This window comes from Pseudomonas asuensis (assembly GCF_014646755.1).
Lineage (GTDB): Bacteria > Pseudomonadota > Gammaproteobacteria > Pseudomonadales > Pseudomonadaceae > Chryseomonas > Chryseomonas asuensis.
This window is the reverse complement of the sequence record NZ_BMNW01000001.1, coordinates 32,220-48,793: the sequence shown is the minus strand read 5'-3', so window position 1 is coordinate 48,793 and position 16,574 is coordinate 32,220. Positions and strand designations below refer to the sequence as shown.

Genomic DNA, 16,574 nt, shown 5'->3' with positions numbered 1-16,574 from the left:
GAAAAAGAGTTTGCAATCGCTCGGATTATCCTTAGAATATGCGGCCTTTCGGGCCTGAGGCCCAGCGTGCGTAACATTTGTAAAGCACCGACTACAGGAACAAAGTTCACATGTTAACCATCCGTCTTGCCCGTGGTGGCTCTAAGAAGCGCCCCTTCTATCACCTGACTGTGACCAACAGCCGTAACGCCCGTGATGGCCGTTTCGTTGAGCGCATCGGTTTCTTCAATCCGGTTGCTTCCGGTAATGAAATTCGCCTGTCTGTTGACTCCGAGCGCGCTAGCTACTGGCTGAGCCACGGTGCACAGCCTTCTGAGCGTGTTGCTCAGTTGCTCAAGGACTCTGCTAAGGCAACCGCCTGAAGTCTATGAGTCAGACGCCTGCGCCTGAAGAGGACTTGGTTGTCCTCGGTAAGATTGTCTCGGTGTACGGCGTGCATGGCGAAGTGAAGGTCTATTCCTTCACCGACCCCTTGGACAATCTACTGGACTACAGTCATTGGACCCTGCGTCGTGATGGCGAAATCCGCAAAGTGAGTTTGGTAAAGGGCCGCCTCCATGGCAAAGTCCTGACTGCCAAGCTTAGAGGTTTGGATGATCGCGAAGAGGCACGAGCCCTGGCAGGGTTCGAGATTTGTGTGCCTCGCCATGAGCTTCCAGGCCTGGACGAAGGTGAATACTACTGGTACCAGCTCGAAGGGCTGAAAGTGATCAACCAGGAAGGGCAATTGCTCGGTGTGGTGGATCATCTGCTTGAGACTGGTTCCAACGATGTCATGGTGATTAAGCCATGTGTCGGTAGCCTGGATGATCGTGAGCGCTTGTTGCCCTATGTTTTGGAGCAATTCGTTAAATCGATCGATCTGGCTGTAGGTGAGATGCGAGTCGACTGGGACGCGGATTTTTAAATCATGCGTGTTGACGTTATCAGCATCTTTCCTGAGGTATTCGCAGCCGTCCGTGATTTTGGTATCACCGGTCGTGCGGTAAAGCAAGGGTTGCTACAACTCCACTGTTTGAATCCACGGGACTATACCGAAGATCGGCATCAGACTGTCGATGATCGTCCTTTCGGGGGCGGTCCTGGCATGGTGATGAAGATCCAGCCATTGGAGCGGGCATTGCATGATGCGCGCAACAAAGCTGAAGGTCAGGTAAAGGTGATTTACCTTTCTCCCCAGGGGCGGCAATTGACGCAGCAAGGGGTGAAAGAGCTAGCGAAAGAAGAGCACGTCATTCTGATCGCTGGTCGTTACGAAGGCATTGATGAGCGCTTTATTGAGGCGCATGTCGATGAAGAATGGTCGATTGGTGACTATGTGTTGTCTGGCGGCGAGCTGCCGGCAATGGTCCTGATTGATGCGGTAACGAGACTACTGCCTGGAGCGTTAGGGCATGTAGATTCCGCCGAGCAGGATTCCTTTACGGATGGTCTGCTTGATTGTCCTCATTACACTCGACCTGAAGTGTATGAAGGGCAGCGGGTACCTGATGTGTTGCTCAGTGGTAATCACGAGCATATCCGGCGTTGGCGTTTGCAGCAGTCCCTCGGAAGGACCTACGAACGGCGCGCTGATCTTCTGGAAAGACGCTCGCTTTCTGGAGAAGAGCAAAAGCTGTTGGCGGAATACCTTCGCCAACGGGACGATAGTTAACGTATCGATGGCAGGTCTGACGGCTTGTCTTAGGAGCACACTAGCATGACCAACAAGATTATTGCACAGCTTGAAGCTGAACAAATGAACAAGGAAATCCCGGCTTTCGCGCCTGGTGATACCGTGATTGTCCAAGTAAAAGTAAAGGAAGGCGACCGTCAGCGTCTGCAGGCCTTTGAAGGCGTTGTAATTGGCAAGCGTAACCGCGGCCTGAACAGTGCTTTCACCGTTCGCAAGATTTCCAACGGTGTAGGTGTAGAGCGTACCTTCCAAACTTACAGCCCCATTATTGACAGCATCAGCGTCAAGCGTCGCGGTGATGTTCGTAAAGCCAAGCTGTACTACCTGCGCGAACTGTCTGGCAAGGCAGCACGTATCAAGGAAAAGCTGGCTTAATTCAGCGATTTCACAAAAAAGCAGCCCTCGGGCTGCTTTTTTGTTGCGTGTATGAAAAGCAGTAGGCGTGATTCAAGCGAGTTGTTAGATGTCTATGTCCCTGAGAGAGCAAGAAATCGCACGTCGAACAGAGCTATCTGAAACACGTGTAGCCAAGGCGGTGTTTCCTCCTGATACGAATCATCATCACACATTGTTTGGCGGGCAAGCCCTGGCATGGATGGATGAGGTATCTTTCATTACCGCAACACGGTTCTGCCGTTTGCCGCTGGTAACGGTATCAACTGACCGTATCGACTTTAATCATGCTATTCCTGGGGGCTCTATCGTTGAGCTGATCGGGCGGGTAATAAAGGTAGGTAATACCAGTATTAAGGTAGGTGTCGAGGTTTACCTCGAGAGTATGTATAACGAAGGCCGTGAGTTGGCTATTAGCGGTGCGTTTAGCTTTGTTGCAATTGACGAAGAAAAACGACCAGTTTCTGTTCTGCCTGACTTTCCTCAACATACTTGAGTTGTAGCATTGCCAATGCGTAATCATCCTTACATCAATAGATTTTTGGATGCCTTATGGCTTGAGAAAGGGCTGTCCGAGCATACGCGTGACGCCTATTCCAATGACCTGGGCCAGTTCAATGTTTGGTTGACGGAGCGGGGCGTTTCTCTTGAAAACGCTGGTCGGGAGATGATCCTGGATCATCTGGCGTGGCGGCTGGACAAGGGCTATAAGGCCCGCTCGACGGCACGTTTTCTTTCAAGCGTTCGTGGCTTTTACCGGTATGCCGTTCGTGAAGGCCTTATAGACACTGATCCTACGCTTCAGGTAGATATGCCCCGTCTTGGAGCCCCCTTGCCCAAAAGTTTATCGGAAGCAGATGTCGAGGCATTGCTGGCTGCGCCGGACCCTGAAGATCCGCTGGGTTTACGTGATCGGACCATGCTGGAAGTGCTATACGCGACGGGCCTTCGAGTTAGCGAGCTGGTTGGGCTTACGCTTCAACAGGTTAACCTGCGGCAAGGCTCTATGCGTGTGTTTGGTAAGGGCAATAAGGAGCGACTCATTCCTCTGGGTGAGGAGGCCATTAATTGGGTGGAGCGCTATCTTAGGGAGGCACGTGGTCTGTTGCAGAACGGTATGGCATCGGATGTGTTGTTTCCAAGCCTGCGAGGGACGGAAATGACTCGGCAGACCTTCTGGCACAGGATCAAGCTGCATGCGCAAACGGCCTGCATTGACAAGCCTCTGTCGCCACATACGCTGCGCCATGCCTTTGCAACCCATCTGCTTAATCATGGTGCCGACTTGCGTACCGTACAGATGCTCCTGGGGCATTCAAGCCTTTCAACGACACAAATTTATACGCATGTTGCCCGGGCTCGCTTGCAGGCCTTACATGCCGAACATCATCCTCGCGGTTAAATGCGATGTCGGCCTCTGTGGTAGGCTGGCAGCTATTGTTTACAGGAGTTATTCATGCGCATTACTCGTTTTGTGCTGGCGGTTTGCATGGGGCTTGCCAGTACCTTTGCAATGGCTGAATCCGAGCAGGCTATCCGTAAGACCCTGAGTGCATTACAGCCAGATCTTGGCATTGAGTCGATTGCAAAAAGCCCTTTTGAGGGCCTTTATGAGGTCCAGCTCAAAGGCGGTCGTGTCCTCTATGCCAGTGCAGATGGGCAGTACATTGTTCAGGGTTATCTGTATCAGTACAAAGACGGTAACGCCGTTAATCTGACCGAGCAGGCTGAGAATGCTTCGGTGGCCAGGCAGATCAATGGCTTGGACAAGCAGCAAATGGTGGTTTTCCCGGCAGTAGGCGAGACGAAGACTCACATTACGGTCTTTACAGATACCACCTGTCCCTATTGCCAGAAACTACACGCCGAAGTGCCAAAATTGAACAAGCAGGGCGTCGAGGTTCGTTACCTGGCATTCCCGCGCCAAGGATTGGACTCGGCAGGATACAAGCAGCTCGAAGCGGTGTGGTGCTCCAAGGACCGGGCTGAGGCAATGGAGCATATGTTCGAGGGCAAGGAGATCAAGGCAGCGTCCTGTGATGACCCCATAGCCAAGCAGTTTACGTTGGGACAGCAGATTGGTATTCAGGGTACACCTGCCATTATTCTCGCCAATGGTCATGTGATCCCGGGTTATCAGCCGGCTTCTGAGCTAGTAAATGACGCACTGGCAGCCGCTAAATAGGTATAGTGCAATCATGACGGCCGAGCTTAGCTCGGCCGTTTAGTCTTGACGAAAAGCCTGAGCGATACGTGGCAGCCAAGGAGCTTGCTTGAGGTAAACTCCGTTTCTAAGTTTTTATCAGCCCGGGTGTTCTACCGAGGCCTATAGCAGGGGAATAACGCGTGAAACCGGTAAAAGTGGGTATTTGCGGACTGGGTACCGTGGGTGGCGGTACTTTCAATGTGCTCAAACGAAACGCTGAAGAGATTGCGCGCCGTGCTGGCCGTGGTATTGAGGTGGCACAGATTGCTCAGCGTCGTCCTAATCCCAAGTGTGATACCGGTATTACCCCGATTACCGACGATGTATTCGCCGTAGTCGATAACCCTGAAATCGATGTGGTTGTCGAGCTGATCGGCGGCTATACGGTTGCGCGTGAACTGGTCATGCGAGCGATCAGTAATGGCAAGCATGTTGTTACGGCGAACAAGGCCTTGATTGCGGTGCATGGCAACGAGATTTTTGCCAAGGCTCGTGAAAAGGGGGTGATCGTTGCCTTCGAGGCTTCGGTCGCAGGTGGAATTCCTGTTATCAAGGCCGTACGCGAAGGTCTTGCCGCTAACCGTATTAATTGGGTGGCAGGTATCATCAACGGTACCGGCAACTTCATTCTGACTGAAATGCGCGAGAAGGGTCGAGCCTTCGAAGATGTACTTAAAGAAGCTCAGGCGCTTGGCTATGCCGAAGCGGATCCTACCTTTGATGTTGAGGGTATCGACGCGGCTCATAAGCTGACCATTCTCGCATCCATCGCCTTTGGTATTCCGCTGCAATTTGATAAGGCCTATACCGAGGGCATTACTACGCTGACCACGGCCGATGTAGGTTATGCCGAAGCGTTGGGTTATCGCATCAAGCACTTAGGCATAGCGCGCAGCACTGAAAAAGGTATTGAGTTACGTGTTCACCCTACGCTGATTCCAGCTGATCGGCTGATTGCCAACGTAAATGGTGTGATGAACGCTGTAATGGTCAACGGTGATGCCGTGGGCTCAACGCTATTCTATGGTGCTGGCGCCGGCATGGAGCCAACGGCTTCATCTGTAGTGGCTGATCTGGTCGATGTGGTACGTGCCATGACCTCGGATCCGGAAAACCGTGTCCCACACTTGGCTTTCCAGCCAGATGCCTTGTCCGACCACCCGGTATTACCGATCGAGGCATGTGAGAGTGCCTACTATCTGCGTATCCAGGCCAAGGACCACCCAGGGGTCTTGGCGCAGGTGGCAAGCATCCTGTCGGAGCGTGGTATCAATATAGAGTCCATCATGCAGAAAGAGGCCGAAGAGCACGACGGCTTGATTCCCATGATTTTGTTGACGCACCGGGTACACGAACAGCATATGAACGAAGCTATTAAGGCGCTTGAGTCGCTTGAGGGCGTCGTAGGAGCCGTTGTTCGTATTCGTGTTGAACATCTGAACTGATCCAGGCCAGCCGGATGATGGATTCGGCCATTAGCTGCTCTACTTGAAGGTTAAATCAATGCGTTATATCAGCACCCGCGGCAATGCACCTGCGTTGAACTTCGAAGATGTTTTGCTGGCCGGCCTGGCCAGCGATGGTGGTCTTTATGTACCGGAAAATCTGCCGCGGTTTACTCAGGAGGAAATTGCTTCCTGGGCTGGGCTGCCTTATCACGAGCTGGCGTTTCGCATCATGCGCCCGTTCGTCGAAGGCAGTATCAGCGATGCCGATTTCAAGAAGATTCTTGAGGAAACGTACGGTAACTTCGCTCACAGTGCGATTGCGCCGCTGCGTCAGCTTAATGCCAATGAATGGGTAATGGAGCTGTTCCATGGCCCAACCCTGGCATTCAAGGATTTTGCCCTGCAGCTCTTAGGACGTCTGTTGGATCACATCCTGCTCAAGCGGGGCGAGCGTGTGGTGATCATAGGCGCTACTTCAGGCGATACGGGATCTGCTGCTATTGAAGGCTGCCGCCGCTGTGAGAATGTAGATATCTTTATCTTGCATCCTCATCAGCGTGTATCCGAAGTGCAGCGGCGCCAGATGACAACCATCCTTGGCGAGAACATTCATAACATCGCCGTTGAAGGCAATTTTGATGATTGTCAGGAGATGGTGAAGGCAAGCTTTGCTGATCAGAGCTTTCTCAAGGGCACACGGCTGGTTGCTGTAAACTCGATCAATTGGGCGCGTATTATGGCCCAGATCGTTTACTACTTTCATGCAGCCCTGCAACTAGGCGCACCGGCGCGCTCCGTTGCCTTCTCGGTCCCGACCGGTAATTTCGGCGATATATTCGCAGGATACCTGGCTCGCAATATGGGCTTACCTGTCAGTCAGCTTGTTGTCGCGACCAACCGCAACGACATCCTGCACCGCTTCATGAGCGGCAATCAATACTTCAAAGATACATTGCACGCCTCGCTGTCGCCTTCCATGGACATCATGGTGTCGTCCAATTTCGAGCGCCTGTTATTCGACCTGCATGGACGTAACGGTGCGACATTGGCCGAGCTGATGAGCACTTTCAAGGCGACGGGCAAGCTGTCTGTTGAGGATGATCGTTGGGTCGAAGCACGTAAGTTGTTCGACTCGCTGGCAGTAAGTGATGAGGATACCTGCGCAACCATTGCAGATGTCTTCAAGCGTACGGGTGAGGTTCTTGACCCGCATACAGCGATCGGTGTTAAAGCGGCGCGCGAGTGCCGTCGTAGCCTATCGACGCCGATGGTCATCCTGGGGACGGCGCATCCTGTCAAGTTTCCAGATGCGGTTGAGAAAGCAGGTGTTGGCAAGGCGCTAGAGCTTCCCGCTCACCTAAGCGATCTGTTTCAGCGTGAGGAGCGCTGCACTGTGCTTCCTAATGCTATCGAGGCCGTGCAGTCTTTTGTGGCTCAACATGGTAACCGTGGCAAGCCGCTTTAACTAAGGTGCAAAGGTGGATATTGTTCTGATATCCACCTCATTCTTGTCCATGAGTTGAATCATCAATCCTGTTCCCTGCCTGTCAGGCTAGACGGCTGTTGCAAGTCGTTTCGCGGTACACTGGTCAGCTTTCCCCCTGAGCAGACCTTTATGGCCCAGCAAGCCACGCCTTACAAAGTTGAACTTAACCTGACTGATCTGGATCGCAGCGTTTACGAAAACATGCGCTTCACTGTTGCGCGCCATCCCTCCGAGACTGAAGAGCGCCTGGCTGTACGTATCTTGGGATATGCCTTGTGGTATGGCGAGCAGCTCGGCTTTGGGCGCGGCCTTTCCGATGTTGATGAGCCTGCACTCTGGGAAAAGAGCCTGGATGATCGCGTACTGCATTGGATTGAGGTAGGCCAGCCTGATGCTGATCGGCTAGTTTGGTGCTCTCGCCGTGCAGAGCGAGTCAGCTTGCTCGCCTATGGCAATTTGCGTGTCTGGCAGAGCAAAGTAGTCGACGCGGTCAAAATGCTTAAAAACCTGAATATTGCTGCAGTGCCCGTTGAGCCACTGGCTGCATTGGCTACTGACTTGCCACGCTCGATCAGCTGGAGCGTGATGATCAGTGAAGGAACCGTTTTCGTGACCGATGACCGGGGTCAGCACGAGCTTCATCTCGACTGGTTAATGGGTGAGCGTTAAATTCATCCGGAAGCGCTTTAAAAGCCGTAGGCGCAGACTCATCTTGAATCTAGTCATGGCTTTGGCCGAATGTTCGGCCTGTTGTCTCTTTCTGTTGTAACACTTGAGTAATCGATGCGTATCGAACTTCGTTCCCTGCCGGATGAGTTGCCTGATCTGGGCGATCTTCCACCGCTATTGACCCGTCTTTATGCCGCACGTGGCGTAAAAAGCGCTGATGAGCTTGAGAAAGGGCTGGCGCGCTTGCATCCGTATCGCTTGTTCAAAGGGATGGATGACGCTATAGGGCTGCTGGTCGATGCATTGGCCAAGCGTCAACGCATTCTGGTGGTGGGTGACTTTGATGCTGATGGCGCAACGGCTACTAGCGTTGCAGTTCTTGCCCTGCGTAGCCTGGGCGCCGCCTGGGTCGACTACCTTGTTCCGAACCGCTTCGAGTATGGCTATGGGCTGACGCCTGAAATCGTTGCGGTAGCGCAGGAGCGTCAGCCGGATTTGCTCGTAACCGTAGATAACGGTATTTCCAGCATAGACGGTGTTGAGGCTGCCAAGGCGGCAGGAATGCGCGTACTGGTGACCGATCACCATTTGCCAGGGCATGAGCTGCCTGCAGCCCATGCCATTGTCAACCCTAACCAGCCTGCCTGTGGGTTTCCCAGCAAATGCATTGCCGGGGTAGGTGTCATCTTTTATGTGATGCTTGCACTGCGGACGCGTTTGCGTGAGGAGGGCTGGTTTGATGCACTAAACATCAAAGAGCCTAATCTGGCCGAGCTGTTGGATCTGGTCGCGTTGGGCAGCGTGGCCGATGTGGTGCCGCTGGATGCCAATAATCGCATTCTGGTGCATCAGGGGCTAGCCCGCATACGTGCAGGACGGGCCCGTCCAGGTCTTAGGGCGTTGCTGGAAGTGGCTGGACGGCAGCCTGGCAAGATTACTTCTACCGATCTGGGCTTCATTCTGGGACCTCGTCTCAATGCAGCAGGGCGGTTGGATGACATGTCGCTTGGAATTGAGTGCCTGCTGTGCGAAGACGAGTCTCTTGCTCGGGACATGGCCATGCAGCTGGATCAGCTCAACAAGGATCGAAAGCTGATTGAGCAGGGGATGCAGCGAGAGGCGTTGGCACAGCTCAAAGAGTTACCCAAGGATGATTTGCCGTTCGGGTTATGTCTGTTTGATCCCGAATGGCACCAGGGTGTTATTGGCATTCTGGCGTCTCGCCTCAAGGAGCGCTACCACCGTCCTACACTGGCTTTTGCCGATGCAGGCGATGGGATGCTCAAGGGCTCGGCGCGCTCGGTTCCCGGGTTCCATGTCCGTGATGCACTGGATGCGGTAGCTGCGCGTCATCCTGGGCTGATTACTAAGTTTGGCGGGCACGCCATGGCCGCAGGACTCTCATTGCCCCAGGAAAACTTTGGCGCTTTTGCTGTTGCTTTCGATGCTGAAGTCAGGCGGCATCTGGTTGAAGATGATCTGACGGGGCGTCTACAGTCCGACGGTTCATTGGAGACAGAGGATTTTCAGCTGGAGATTGCTCGGGCACTCAAGCATGCCGGCCCTTGGGGGCAGCATTTCCCCGAACCGATGTTCCATGGTGTGTTCGAGGTTGTTCAGCAGCGCATTGTGGGTGAGCGGCATTTGAAGCTGGTGCTTAAAAGCGAGTGTGGTCGCGTCCAACTGGATGGCATCGCGTTCAATATCAACCGCGAAGTCTGGCCGAATCCACAGATTCGCTGGGTCGAAGCGGCCTATCGACTGGATGTAAACGAGTTTCGCGGGCAGGAAAGCGTCCAGCTTCTCGTGGTTCACCTGACACCCAAGTGAAAATAATGGGCGCAATAAAATAGTTGCATTGCTATCGAAATGATCATTCCGGCAAAGTAAGGCTCTAATGGATTCAAGTCCTTGTGCCGAGAGCGATCATGAGCAAACTTTTTGAGCCTTTAACCCTTCGCCAGCTGACGCTTCCGAACCGCGTTGTCGTTTCTCCCATGTGCCAGTATTCAAGCGAAGACGGCTTCGCCAATGATTGGCATCTAGTCCATTTGGGCAGCCGTGCGGTAGGTGGCGCAGGCCTGGTTATCAGCGAAGCTATTGCAGTAACGCCTGACGGCCGCATTACTCCGCAGGATCTGGGCTTATGGAAAGATGAGCAAATCGAGCCATTGCGCCGTATCACGCAGTTCATTCAGTCTCAGGGCGCCGTGCCGGGTATTCAGATTGCCCATGCGGGCCGTAAGGCCAGTACGTGGCGGCCGTGGGCGGGCAGGCACGGTAGTGTTCCTATAGCCGAGGGTGGCTGGGTTCCTGTTGCTCCGTCAGCCATTGCCTTTGATCCTCAGCACACACGGCCTACCGAGCTGGATGCTGATGGCATTGCCGACATCACCAAAGCCTTTGTGGCTACGGCCGAACGCGCGCTGGCTGCCGGGTTCAAGGTTGCGGAAATCCATGCCGCTCACGGTTATTTGCTGCACCAGTTCCTCTCGCCGATTTCCAACCAGCGCAGCGATCTATACGGCGGCAACTTTGATAACCGCATTCGCTTCCTTCTAGAGGTTACACAGGCTATTCGAGCTATCTGGCCGGATGAGTTGCCTGTTTTTGTTCGATTGTCGGCAACTGACTGGGTCGAGGATGGTTGGAACATAGATGAAACGGTAGAGCTCGCCAAACGTTTGAAGCCACTGGGTGTCGATTTAGTTGACGTATCATCTGGTGGTACAGCGGCAAACGCTGAAATTCCAGTTGGGCCGGGTTATCAGACTCAATTTGCGGAACGGGTTCGTAAAGAAGCTGATATTGCCAGTGGTGCTGTTGGGATGATTACCGATGCAGCCCAAGCTGAGCATATTATTCGTACCGGTCAGGCTGATGTAGTGCTGCTGGCTCGCGAGCTCCTGCGTGATCCACATTGGCCGCTGCAGGCCGCCGAGGCATTGCGCGACAAGGTTTCCTGGCCGGCTCAGTATGTTCGAGCGGCGCACCGGGATACCCCGATCCGCAAGCCATTGTCTTTCGACTGATCATAACCAAGGCGGGCATCCTGTCATGCTCGCCTTATCCTCTTTAGAGTCTTCTGGCGCCTTCGCAATATCTCGCAGCAGAAGAGCATTTTGCCGCATGAACCATCTGCTTTCGCATCTTGCCTTATAGGTATCTGCCATTATCTGGAGAGAAATGATGCAAACACGTGGCTTGCTGGATCAATTACTCAAGACAGGTCAGGACATGCTTGCCAAACAGGGCGGCTTGTCTGGCGCACTTGGAAAGCTTAACCAAGGCAATACGAAGCCTCAGACACGTTCGTCAAACAATCCTTTGGGCGGTGTACTCTCAAATGCGGGTGGTGGAGCACTTGCCGCCAGCGTGCTGGGCATGCTTTTACGCAACAAGGGTGCCGGCCGTATGGGCGGCGGAAGGATGGCCAAGTACGGTGGCTTGGCCGCACTAGGTACACTAGCCTATCAAGCTTATACCAGCTGGCAAAAGAGTCAGGCTAATGCGCCCCAAGCCGAACCGCAGACAGTGGATCGCGCTCCGGAAGGAAAGGTTGAGCAGCACAGTCAGGCCATTCTAAAGGCACTCATCGCGGCAGCTAAAGCAGATGGGCATATTGATGATCAGGAGCGCAAGCTCATCAATGATGAGATGAGCGCGCACGCTGATGATCCCGAGCTACAAAACTGGTTGCGTCAGGAGATCAACAAGCCACTGGATCCTGCCGAGATTGCTGCCAGTGCCAAGACGCCGGAAATGGCTGCAGAAATCTATCTTGCAAGCCTGCTGATGGCGGATGATCAGCAGGTGATGGAAAAGGCCTATCTAAACGAGCTGGCACGTCACCTGAACCTGGATCCTACGCTCAGGGCTGAACTGGAAAGCAAAGCCAAAGGCTGATTATGTGCTCAGGCCGTCCTGTTCGGCGGCCTGGTTACTTAAGAAGGGCGCTTGCATAGATGCAACCCTCAACCAACTCGCAGGCATAGTTCGATAGCGTTCTCGCCGTGACATCCAGCAGTGCCGAATGAGGCCCTTCTGCGCTAAAAACAGGTGCTGATAAAGGATCACGATTTCCTAGGCAAGTAGTAGGGGAGAGCAGCAACACCAATTCCTGTCTTAGCGGCCCTTTGCTGAGCGAGCCTAGCTATCTGCGGATGCCGTCACCGTCTGAGTGAATATCAGATAATCCATACAACCCGTCGAGCGATGTTGTGCGAGCTCCTCACGCAAGCGAGGTGGCGATGTCTTTCTAGGTACACAACGCTTACATAGAGCTAATTGGTTCGCGCGATGGCCAGACACTCGCTGGGGCACTCAGTTGTAATAGCAATATCTGCCTTGCCCAGTCGCGCTGTTAGAAAGCCTGTGTCTAAGCTCTCGATGAGGCCAAGCCGAGCCCGATTGGCGTAGTGGGGCGGTATCTGTGTAATGGCTTGCAGCGATGCTTTCTAGGCTCCTGCAAACTATTTGCAAGGGGCGAATGATTTGGGACGAACAAACACTGGCAAAGGCTGCCGGATCGGGGCCGTTTACAGTATACTCGCGGGCTTTTCCACGTTTTCCGCGAGTGATTGCCAGCCATGGAAATCAACCCGATTCTGAACAGTATCAAAGACCTTACCGGACGCACCCAGACCATTCGGGGGTATCTTTGACTACGATCTGAAAAAAGATCGTTTGACTGAAGTTGAGCGCGAGCTCGAAGATCCAAATGTCTGGAACAAGCCTGAGTATGCTCAGAGCCTTGGCAAAGAGCGCGCCCAGCTGGCTCAAGTGGTCGAAACCCTTGACGAGCTTTCCGGCGGCCTGGCCGATGCGGGCGACCTGCTGGAGATGGCGGCCGAAGAAAACGATGAGGGTGCCGTCAATGACGTTGCCACTGAAGTCGATCGTCTCCGTGAGATCCTCGAAAAGCTTGAGTTCCGCCGCATGTTCAGTGGCGAGATGGATCAGAACAATGCCTATCTTGACATCCAGGCCGGTTCTGGCGGTACCGAGGCTCAGGACTGGGCTAACATGCTGCTGCGCATGTACTTGCGCTGGGCTGACAAGCATGGCTTCGACACGACTATCATGGAACTGTCTGAAGGTGAAGTCGCGGGTATCAAGGGCGCAACCATTCATGTGAAGGGCGAGTATGCGTTCGGCTGGCTCAAGACCGAGATCGGTGTACACCGTCTGGTCCGTAAGAGCCCGTTTGATTCAGGTAACCGTCGCCATACATCCTTCACGGCCGTCTTCGTTTCCCCAGAAATTGATGACAATATCGAGATCGAGATCAATCCGGCCGACCTCCGTATCGATACCTACCGCTCCTCCGGTGCGGGCGGTCAGCACGTTAACACCACCGACTCGGCGGTGCGTATTACCCACGTGCCAACCAACACCGTGGTAAGTTGCCAGAACGAGCGTTCCCAGCACGCCAACAAGGACACCGCCATGAAGATGTTGCGGGCCAAGTTGTACGAGCAGGAAATGCAGAAGCGTACGGCCGCTTCCCAGGCGCTGGAAGACTCCAAGTCCGATATCGGTTGGGGCCACCAGATCCGTTCTTATGTTCTCGACCAGTCGAGGATCAAGGATCTACGCACCGGCATCGAGAATAGCAACTGCGATGCGGTATTGGACGGCGACCTGGACGAGTTTATCGAGGCCAGCCTCAAGCAAGGCCTGTAACACTACCTTAAACGCCCTCTCTAACAAGAGAGGGCCGATCCCGTGATGGAAATATCCAGACCATGAGCGAACAACCTTTAGACCAACATGCCCAAGAGCAGGAACACAACAAGCTGATTGCCCAGCGCAAGGAAAAGCTTGCTAACCTGCGCGCCGAACAGCGCATTGCCTTCCCGAATGATTTCCGCCGCGATAACTACTGCGCGGATTTGCAGAAAGCCTATGAAGGCAAAAGCAAGGAAGAGCTGGCCGAAGCGGGCATCAAGGTCAAGATTGCTGGCCGCATTATGCTCAACCGCGGGTCGTTCATGGTCCTGCAGGACATGACCGGCAGGCTTCAGGTCTATGTGGACCGCAAGAAGCTACCAGCGGAAACACTGGAAGCCATCAAAACCTGGGATCTGGGCGACATAATCGCGGCTGAGGGCACACTGGCCCGTTCCGGCAAGGGCGACCTGTATGTGGATATGGACAATGTCCGTCTGCTGACCAAGTCCCTGCGCCCGCTGCCTGATAAGCACCACGGCTTGACTGATACCGAGATGCGTTACCGCCAGCGCTACGTCGACCTGATCGTCAACGATGAGGTCCGTCATACCTTCCGTGTACGTTCCCAGGTCATCGCTCATATCCGCCAGTTTCTGCGTGATCGCGATTTCCTCGAAGTTGAAACGCCCATGCTGCAGACCATTCCGGGTGGTGCAGCGGCCAAACCGTTCGAGACGCACCACAATGCGCTGGACATCGACATGTTCCTGCGTATCGCTCCAGAGCTTTATCTGAAGCGCCTCGTAGTGGGTGGCTTCGAGCGTGTATTCGAGATCAACCGCAACTTCCGTAACGAAGGTGTATCGACTCGGCATAACCCCGAATTCACCATGCTTGAGTTCTACCAGGCGTATGCCGACTACGAAGATAACATGGACCTGACTGAGGAGCTGTTCCGTGAGCTGGCCATGGCCGTTCTAGGAACTACCGATGTGCCATACCAGGGCAAGGTCTTCCACTTTGGCGAGCCGTTTACACGCCTGTCCGTGTTTGACTCGATCCTGAAGTACAACCCGGAAATCAGCGCTGATGATCTACGTGACCTCGAAAAGGCACGTGCCATCGCCAAGAAGGCCGGTGCAGACGTCAAGGGCTTCGAAGGGCTTGGCAAGCTACAGACCATGATTTTCGAAGAGCTGGTTGAGCACAAGCTGGAGCAGCCTACGTTCATTACCCAGTATCCGTTCGAAGTCTCTCCGCTGGCCCGTCGTAATGATGACGATCCGAGCGTCACTGATCGCTTCGAGCTGTTCATTGGTGGCCGTGAAATTGCCAACGCCTATTCCGAGCTTAATGATGCGGAAGACCAGGCCGAGCGGTTCCATGCACAGGTGGCTGACAAGGATGCCGGTGATGATGAAGCGATGCATTTCGATGCCGACTTTGTGACTGCGCTGGAATATGGCATGCCGCCAACGGCAGGTGAGGGCATTGGTATCGACCGTTTGGTCATGCTGTTGACTGACTCCCCATCGATTCGTGACGTAATTCTCTTCCCGCACATGCGCCCGCTGTAAGCATTTGCTGTGAAAAAAGAACCGCCTTTAGGGCGGTTCTTTTGTTTCTGGTGTGCCGGTATTTATCGAACCACCGTTTGCCCAGGCAGTCGATACGCTATCCTGCATATGTCAGGGTTTGTCTTCCCTGTAATGAGGTGGGCATGAATTCACGCAAAGTGAAAAACCAGTATCAAGAGACGATTCGTACGCTTTCCGACCGTATCGTGGCGGCTCAGGCTCCCATCCGGATTCTTGATGCGGTGAAGTGGGATGATGACGTCAAGCAGGGCTTTCTTAACGGTGAAGGCAAGGCACTACCCACAGTAGACCGGGCATACTATGAGCAGCGGCCGCTGGGGTTTGACCCGGATGAGGTAAAAGCCGAGTTTCAAAGTATCGAGCGGGAGGTCACCCGGCACCTTGGTCAGTTTAGCCCGGTCGGGCAAATCATGCGGCGTATGTGCCGTGAGTACCGCATGGTTGTGCGGATGCTGCAAGCACGAGGGACGCGAGATTTTGGCCTGATCTCCCAAGAGCTCTATGGCGCTGCGACTGATGCGTTTCATGCCGGTGACCCGACCCTGGCGGATCTGGGCATGATGATGTCGGACTACCTGAACAACATCGATAAGCGCAGTGATCTGAAAGATGAACCCAAGACGCTAACGGCCAAAGAAGCTGCGCCCATGTTGCAGCAGCGTCTGAATGCAGTGTTTGGGGAGGATGAGGGCACCATCCGCGTGTTCGAGTCCGATGGAATTGTGGCTGATGCCGCTGCGGGGGCGGATTACATCAAGATCCGCGCGGATGCAATGTTCAACGAACGTGATATTCGTGCGTTGGAAGTCCATGAAGGACTGGTTCATGTCGGGACGACACTGAATGGACAAAATCAGCCGATCTGCACCTTCCTTTCCAAAGGGCCGCCATCATCTACCGTTACGCAGGAAGGACTAGCCATTCTGATGGAGGTCATTGCCTTTACCTCCTACCCCTCTCGCCTGCGCAAGCTGACCAATCGGACCCGAGCCATTCATATGGCTGAAGAGGGTGCCGACTTTCTGGACGTCTTTCGTTTCTATGAAGAGCAGGGCTACAGCCTGGAAGACGGTTATCAGAATGCCAGCCGTGTCTTCCGGGGCTCTACGCCTTCCCAGTTGCCATTCACCAAGGATCTGTCCTATCTCAAGGGCTTTATTCTGATCTACAACTATATCCAGCTTGCAGTACGCAAAGGCAAGGTCGAGCAAATTCCTCTGTTGTTCTGTGGCAAGACGACCCTTGAGGACATGCGCATCCTGAGTCAGCTGGTTGAAGAGGGACTGGTTGCTCCGCCTAAATATTTACCGCCGCAGTTTCAGGATCTCAATGCCTTATCGGCTTGGATGTGTTTCTCTAACTTCCTGAACCATCTCAGTCTGGATCGAATCGAAGCGGACTACGCCAATATTATTTGACCATGCCG

The 16,574-nt window shown here is 53.8% G+C and carries 16 protein-coding genes; all 16 read left to right on the top strand.

The window, feature by feature from the left end; translation table 11 throughout:
• Nucleotides 1-110 precede the first annotated feature (110 nt).
• The 16 genes from rpsP (at nucleotide 111) to IEX86_RS00175 (ending at nucleotide 16,566) form a co-directional block, all read left to right on the top strand.
• Nucleotides 111-362: a 30S ribosomal protein S16 gene (gene rpsP / locus IEX86_RS00250; RefSeq protein WP_010797590.1), complete on the top strand. Its 252-nt coding sequence runs from the start codon at nucleotides 111-113 to the stop codon at nucleotides 360-362.
• Between the two features lie 5 nt (nucleotides 363-367).
• Nucleotides 368-907 (top strand): ribosome maturation factor RimM, encoded by a 540-nt coding sequence (gene rimM, locus IEX86_RS00245; protein ID WP_188864080.1) that lies wholly within the window; start codon nucleotides 368-370, stop codon nucleotides 905-907.
• Nucleotides 908-910: 3 nt separating this feature from the next.
• A complete protein-coding gene (trmD, locus tag IEX86_RS00240; RefSeq protein ID WP_188864079.1) occupies nucleotides 911-1,654 on the top strand; it encodes a tRNA (guanosine(37)-N1)-methyltransferase TrmD in 744 nt (247 codons plus the stop codon).
• Nucleotides 1,655-1,699: 45 nt separating this feature from the next.
• Nucleotides 1,700-2,050: a 50S ribosomal protein L19 gene (gene rplS / locus IEX86_RS00235; protein ID WP_188864078.1), complete on the top strand. Its 351-nt coding sequence runs from the start codon at nucleotides 1,700-1,702 to the stop codon at nucleotides 2,048-2,050.
• Nucleotides 2,051-2,144: 94 nt separating this feature from the next.
• Complete coding sequence (locus IEX86_RS00230) at nucleotides 2,145-2,564, top strand: acyl-CoA thioesterase (RefSeq protein ID WP_188864737.1); 420 nt, start codon at nucleotides 2,145-2,147, stop codon at nucleotides 2,562-2,564.
• Nucleotides 2,565-2,579: 15 nt separating this feature from the next.
• Nucleotides 2,580-3,470 carry a site-specific tyrosine recombinase XerD gene (gene xerD, locus IEX86_RS00225; protein ID WP_188864077.1) on the top strand — a complete coding sequence of 297 codons (891 nt, stop codon included), beginning with the start codon at nucleotides 2,580-2,582 and terminating at the stop codon, nucleotides 3,468-3,470.
• Nucleotides 3,471-3,524: 54 nt separating this feature from the next.
• Nucleotides 3,525-4,253 (top strand): bifunctional protein-disulfide isomerase/oxidoreductase DsbC, encoded by a 729-nt coding sequence (dsbC, locus tag IEX86_RS00220; RefSeq protein ID WP_188864076.1) that lies wholly within the window; start codon nucleotides 3,525-3,527, stop codon nucleotides 4,251-4,253.
• A gap of 161 nt (nucleotides 4,254-4,414) precedes the next feature.
• A complete protein-coding gene (locus tag IEX86_RS00215; protein ID WP_188864075.1) occupies nucleotides 4,415-5,719 on the top strand; it encodes a homoserine dehydrogenase in 1,305 nt (434 codons plus the stop codon).
• A 58-nt stretch (nucleotides 5,720-5,777) separates the two neighbouring features.
• Nucleotides 5,778-7,187 (top strand): threonine synthase, encoded by a 1,410-nt coding sequence (thrC, locus tag IEX86_RS00210; protein WP_188864074.1) that lies wholly within the window; start codon nucleotides 5,778-5,780, stop codon nucleotides 7,185-7,187.
• Nucleotides 7,188-7,337: 150 nt separating this feature from the next.
• A complete protein-coding gene (locus tag IEX86_RS00205) occupies nucleotides 7,338-7,877 on the top strand; it encodes a YaeQ family protein (protein WP_188864073.1) in 540 nt (179 codons plus the stop codon).
• A gap of 114 nt (nucleotides 7,878-7,991) precedes the next feature.
• Complete coding sequence (gene recJ / locus IEX86_RS00200) at nucleotides 7,992-9,707, top strand: single-stranded-DNA-specific exonuclease RecJ (RefSeq protein ID WP_188864072.1); 1,716 nt, start codon at nucleotides 7,992-7,994, stop codon at nucleotides 9,705-9,707.
• A gap of 98 nt (nucleotides 9,708-9,805) precedes the next feature.
• The gene (locus IEX86_RS00195; RefSeq protein ID WP_188864071.1) at nucleotides 9,806-10,909 is read left to right on the top strand and encodes an NADH:flavin oxidoreductase/NADH oxidase; all 1,104 of its coding nucleotides are present in this window, start codon (nucleotides 9,806-9,808) and stop codon (nucleotides 10,907-10,909) included.
• Between the two features lie 157 nt (nucleotides 10,910-11,066).
• Nucleotides 11,067-11,783: a tellurite resistance TerB family protein gene (locus tag IEX86_RS00190; protein WP_188864736.1), complete on the top strand. Its 717-nt coding sequence runs from the start codon at nucleotides 11,067-11,069 to the stop codon at nucleotides 11,781-11,783.
• Nucleotides 11,784-12,466: 683 nt separating this feature from the next.
• Nucleotides 12,467-13,562 (top strand): peptide chain release factor 2 gene (gene prfB / locus IEX86_RS00185; RefSeq protein WP_188864070.1). Its coding sequence is split into 2 segments (ribosomal slippage): nucleotides 12,467-12,538 and nucleotides 12,540-13,562, totalling 1,095 coding nucleotides; the frame shifts between segments, so codons are not numbered across the junction.
• A gap of 62 nt (nucleotides 13,563-13,624) precedes the next feature.
• Nucleotides 13,625-15,127: a lysine--tRNA ligase gene (gene lysS / locus IEX86_RS00180; RefSeq protein WP_188864069.1), complete on the top strand. Its 1,503-nt coding sequence runs from the start codon at nucleotides 13,625-13,627 to the stop codon at nucleotides 15,125-15,127.
• A gap of 143 nt (nucleotides 15,128-15,270) precedes the next feature.
• Nucleotides 15,271-16,566, top strand: a complete 1,296-nt coding sequence (locus tag IEX86_RS00175; RefSeq protein ID WP_188864068.1) for a flavohemoglobin expression-modulating QEGLA motif protein — start codon at nucleotides 15,271-15,273, stop codon at nucleotides 16,564-16,566.
• The last annotated feature ends 8 nt before the right edge of the window (nucleotides 16,567-16,574 follow it).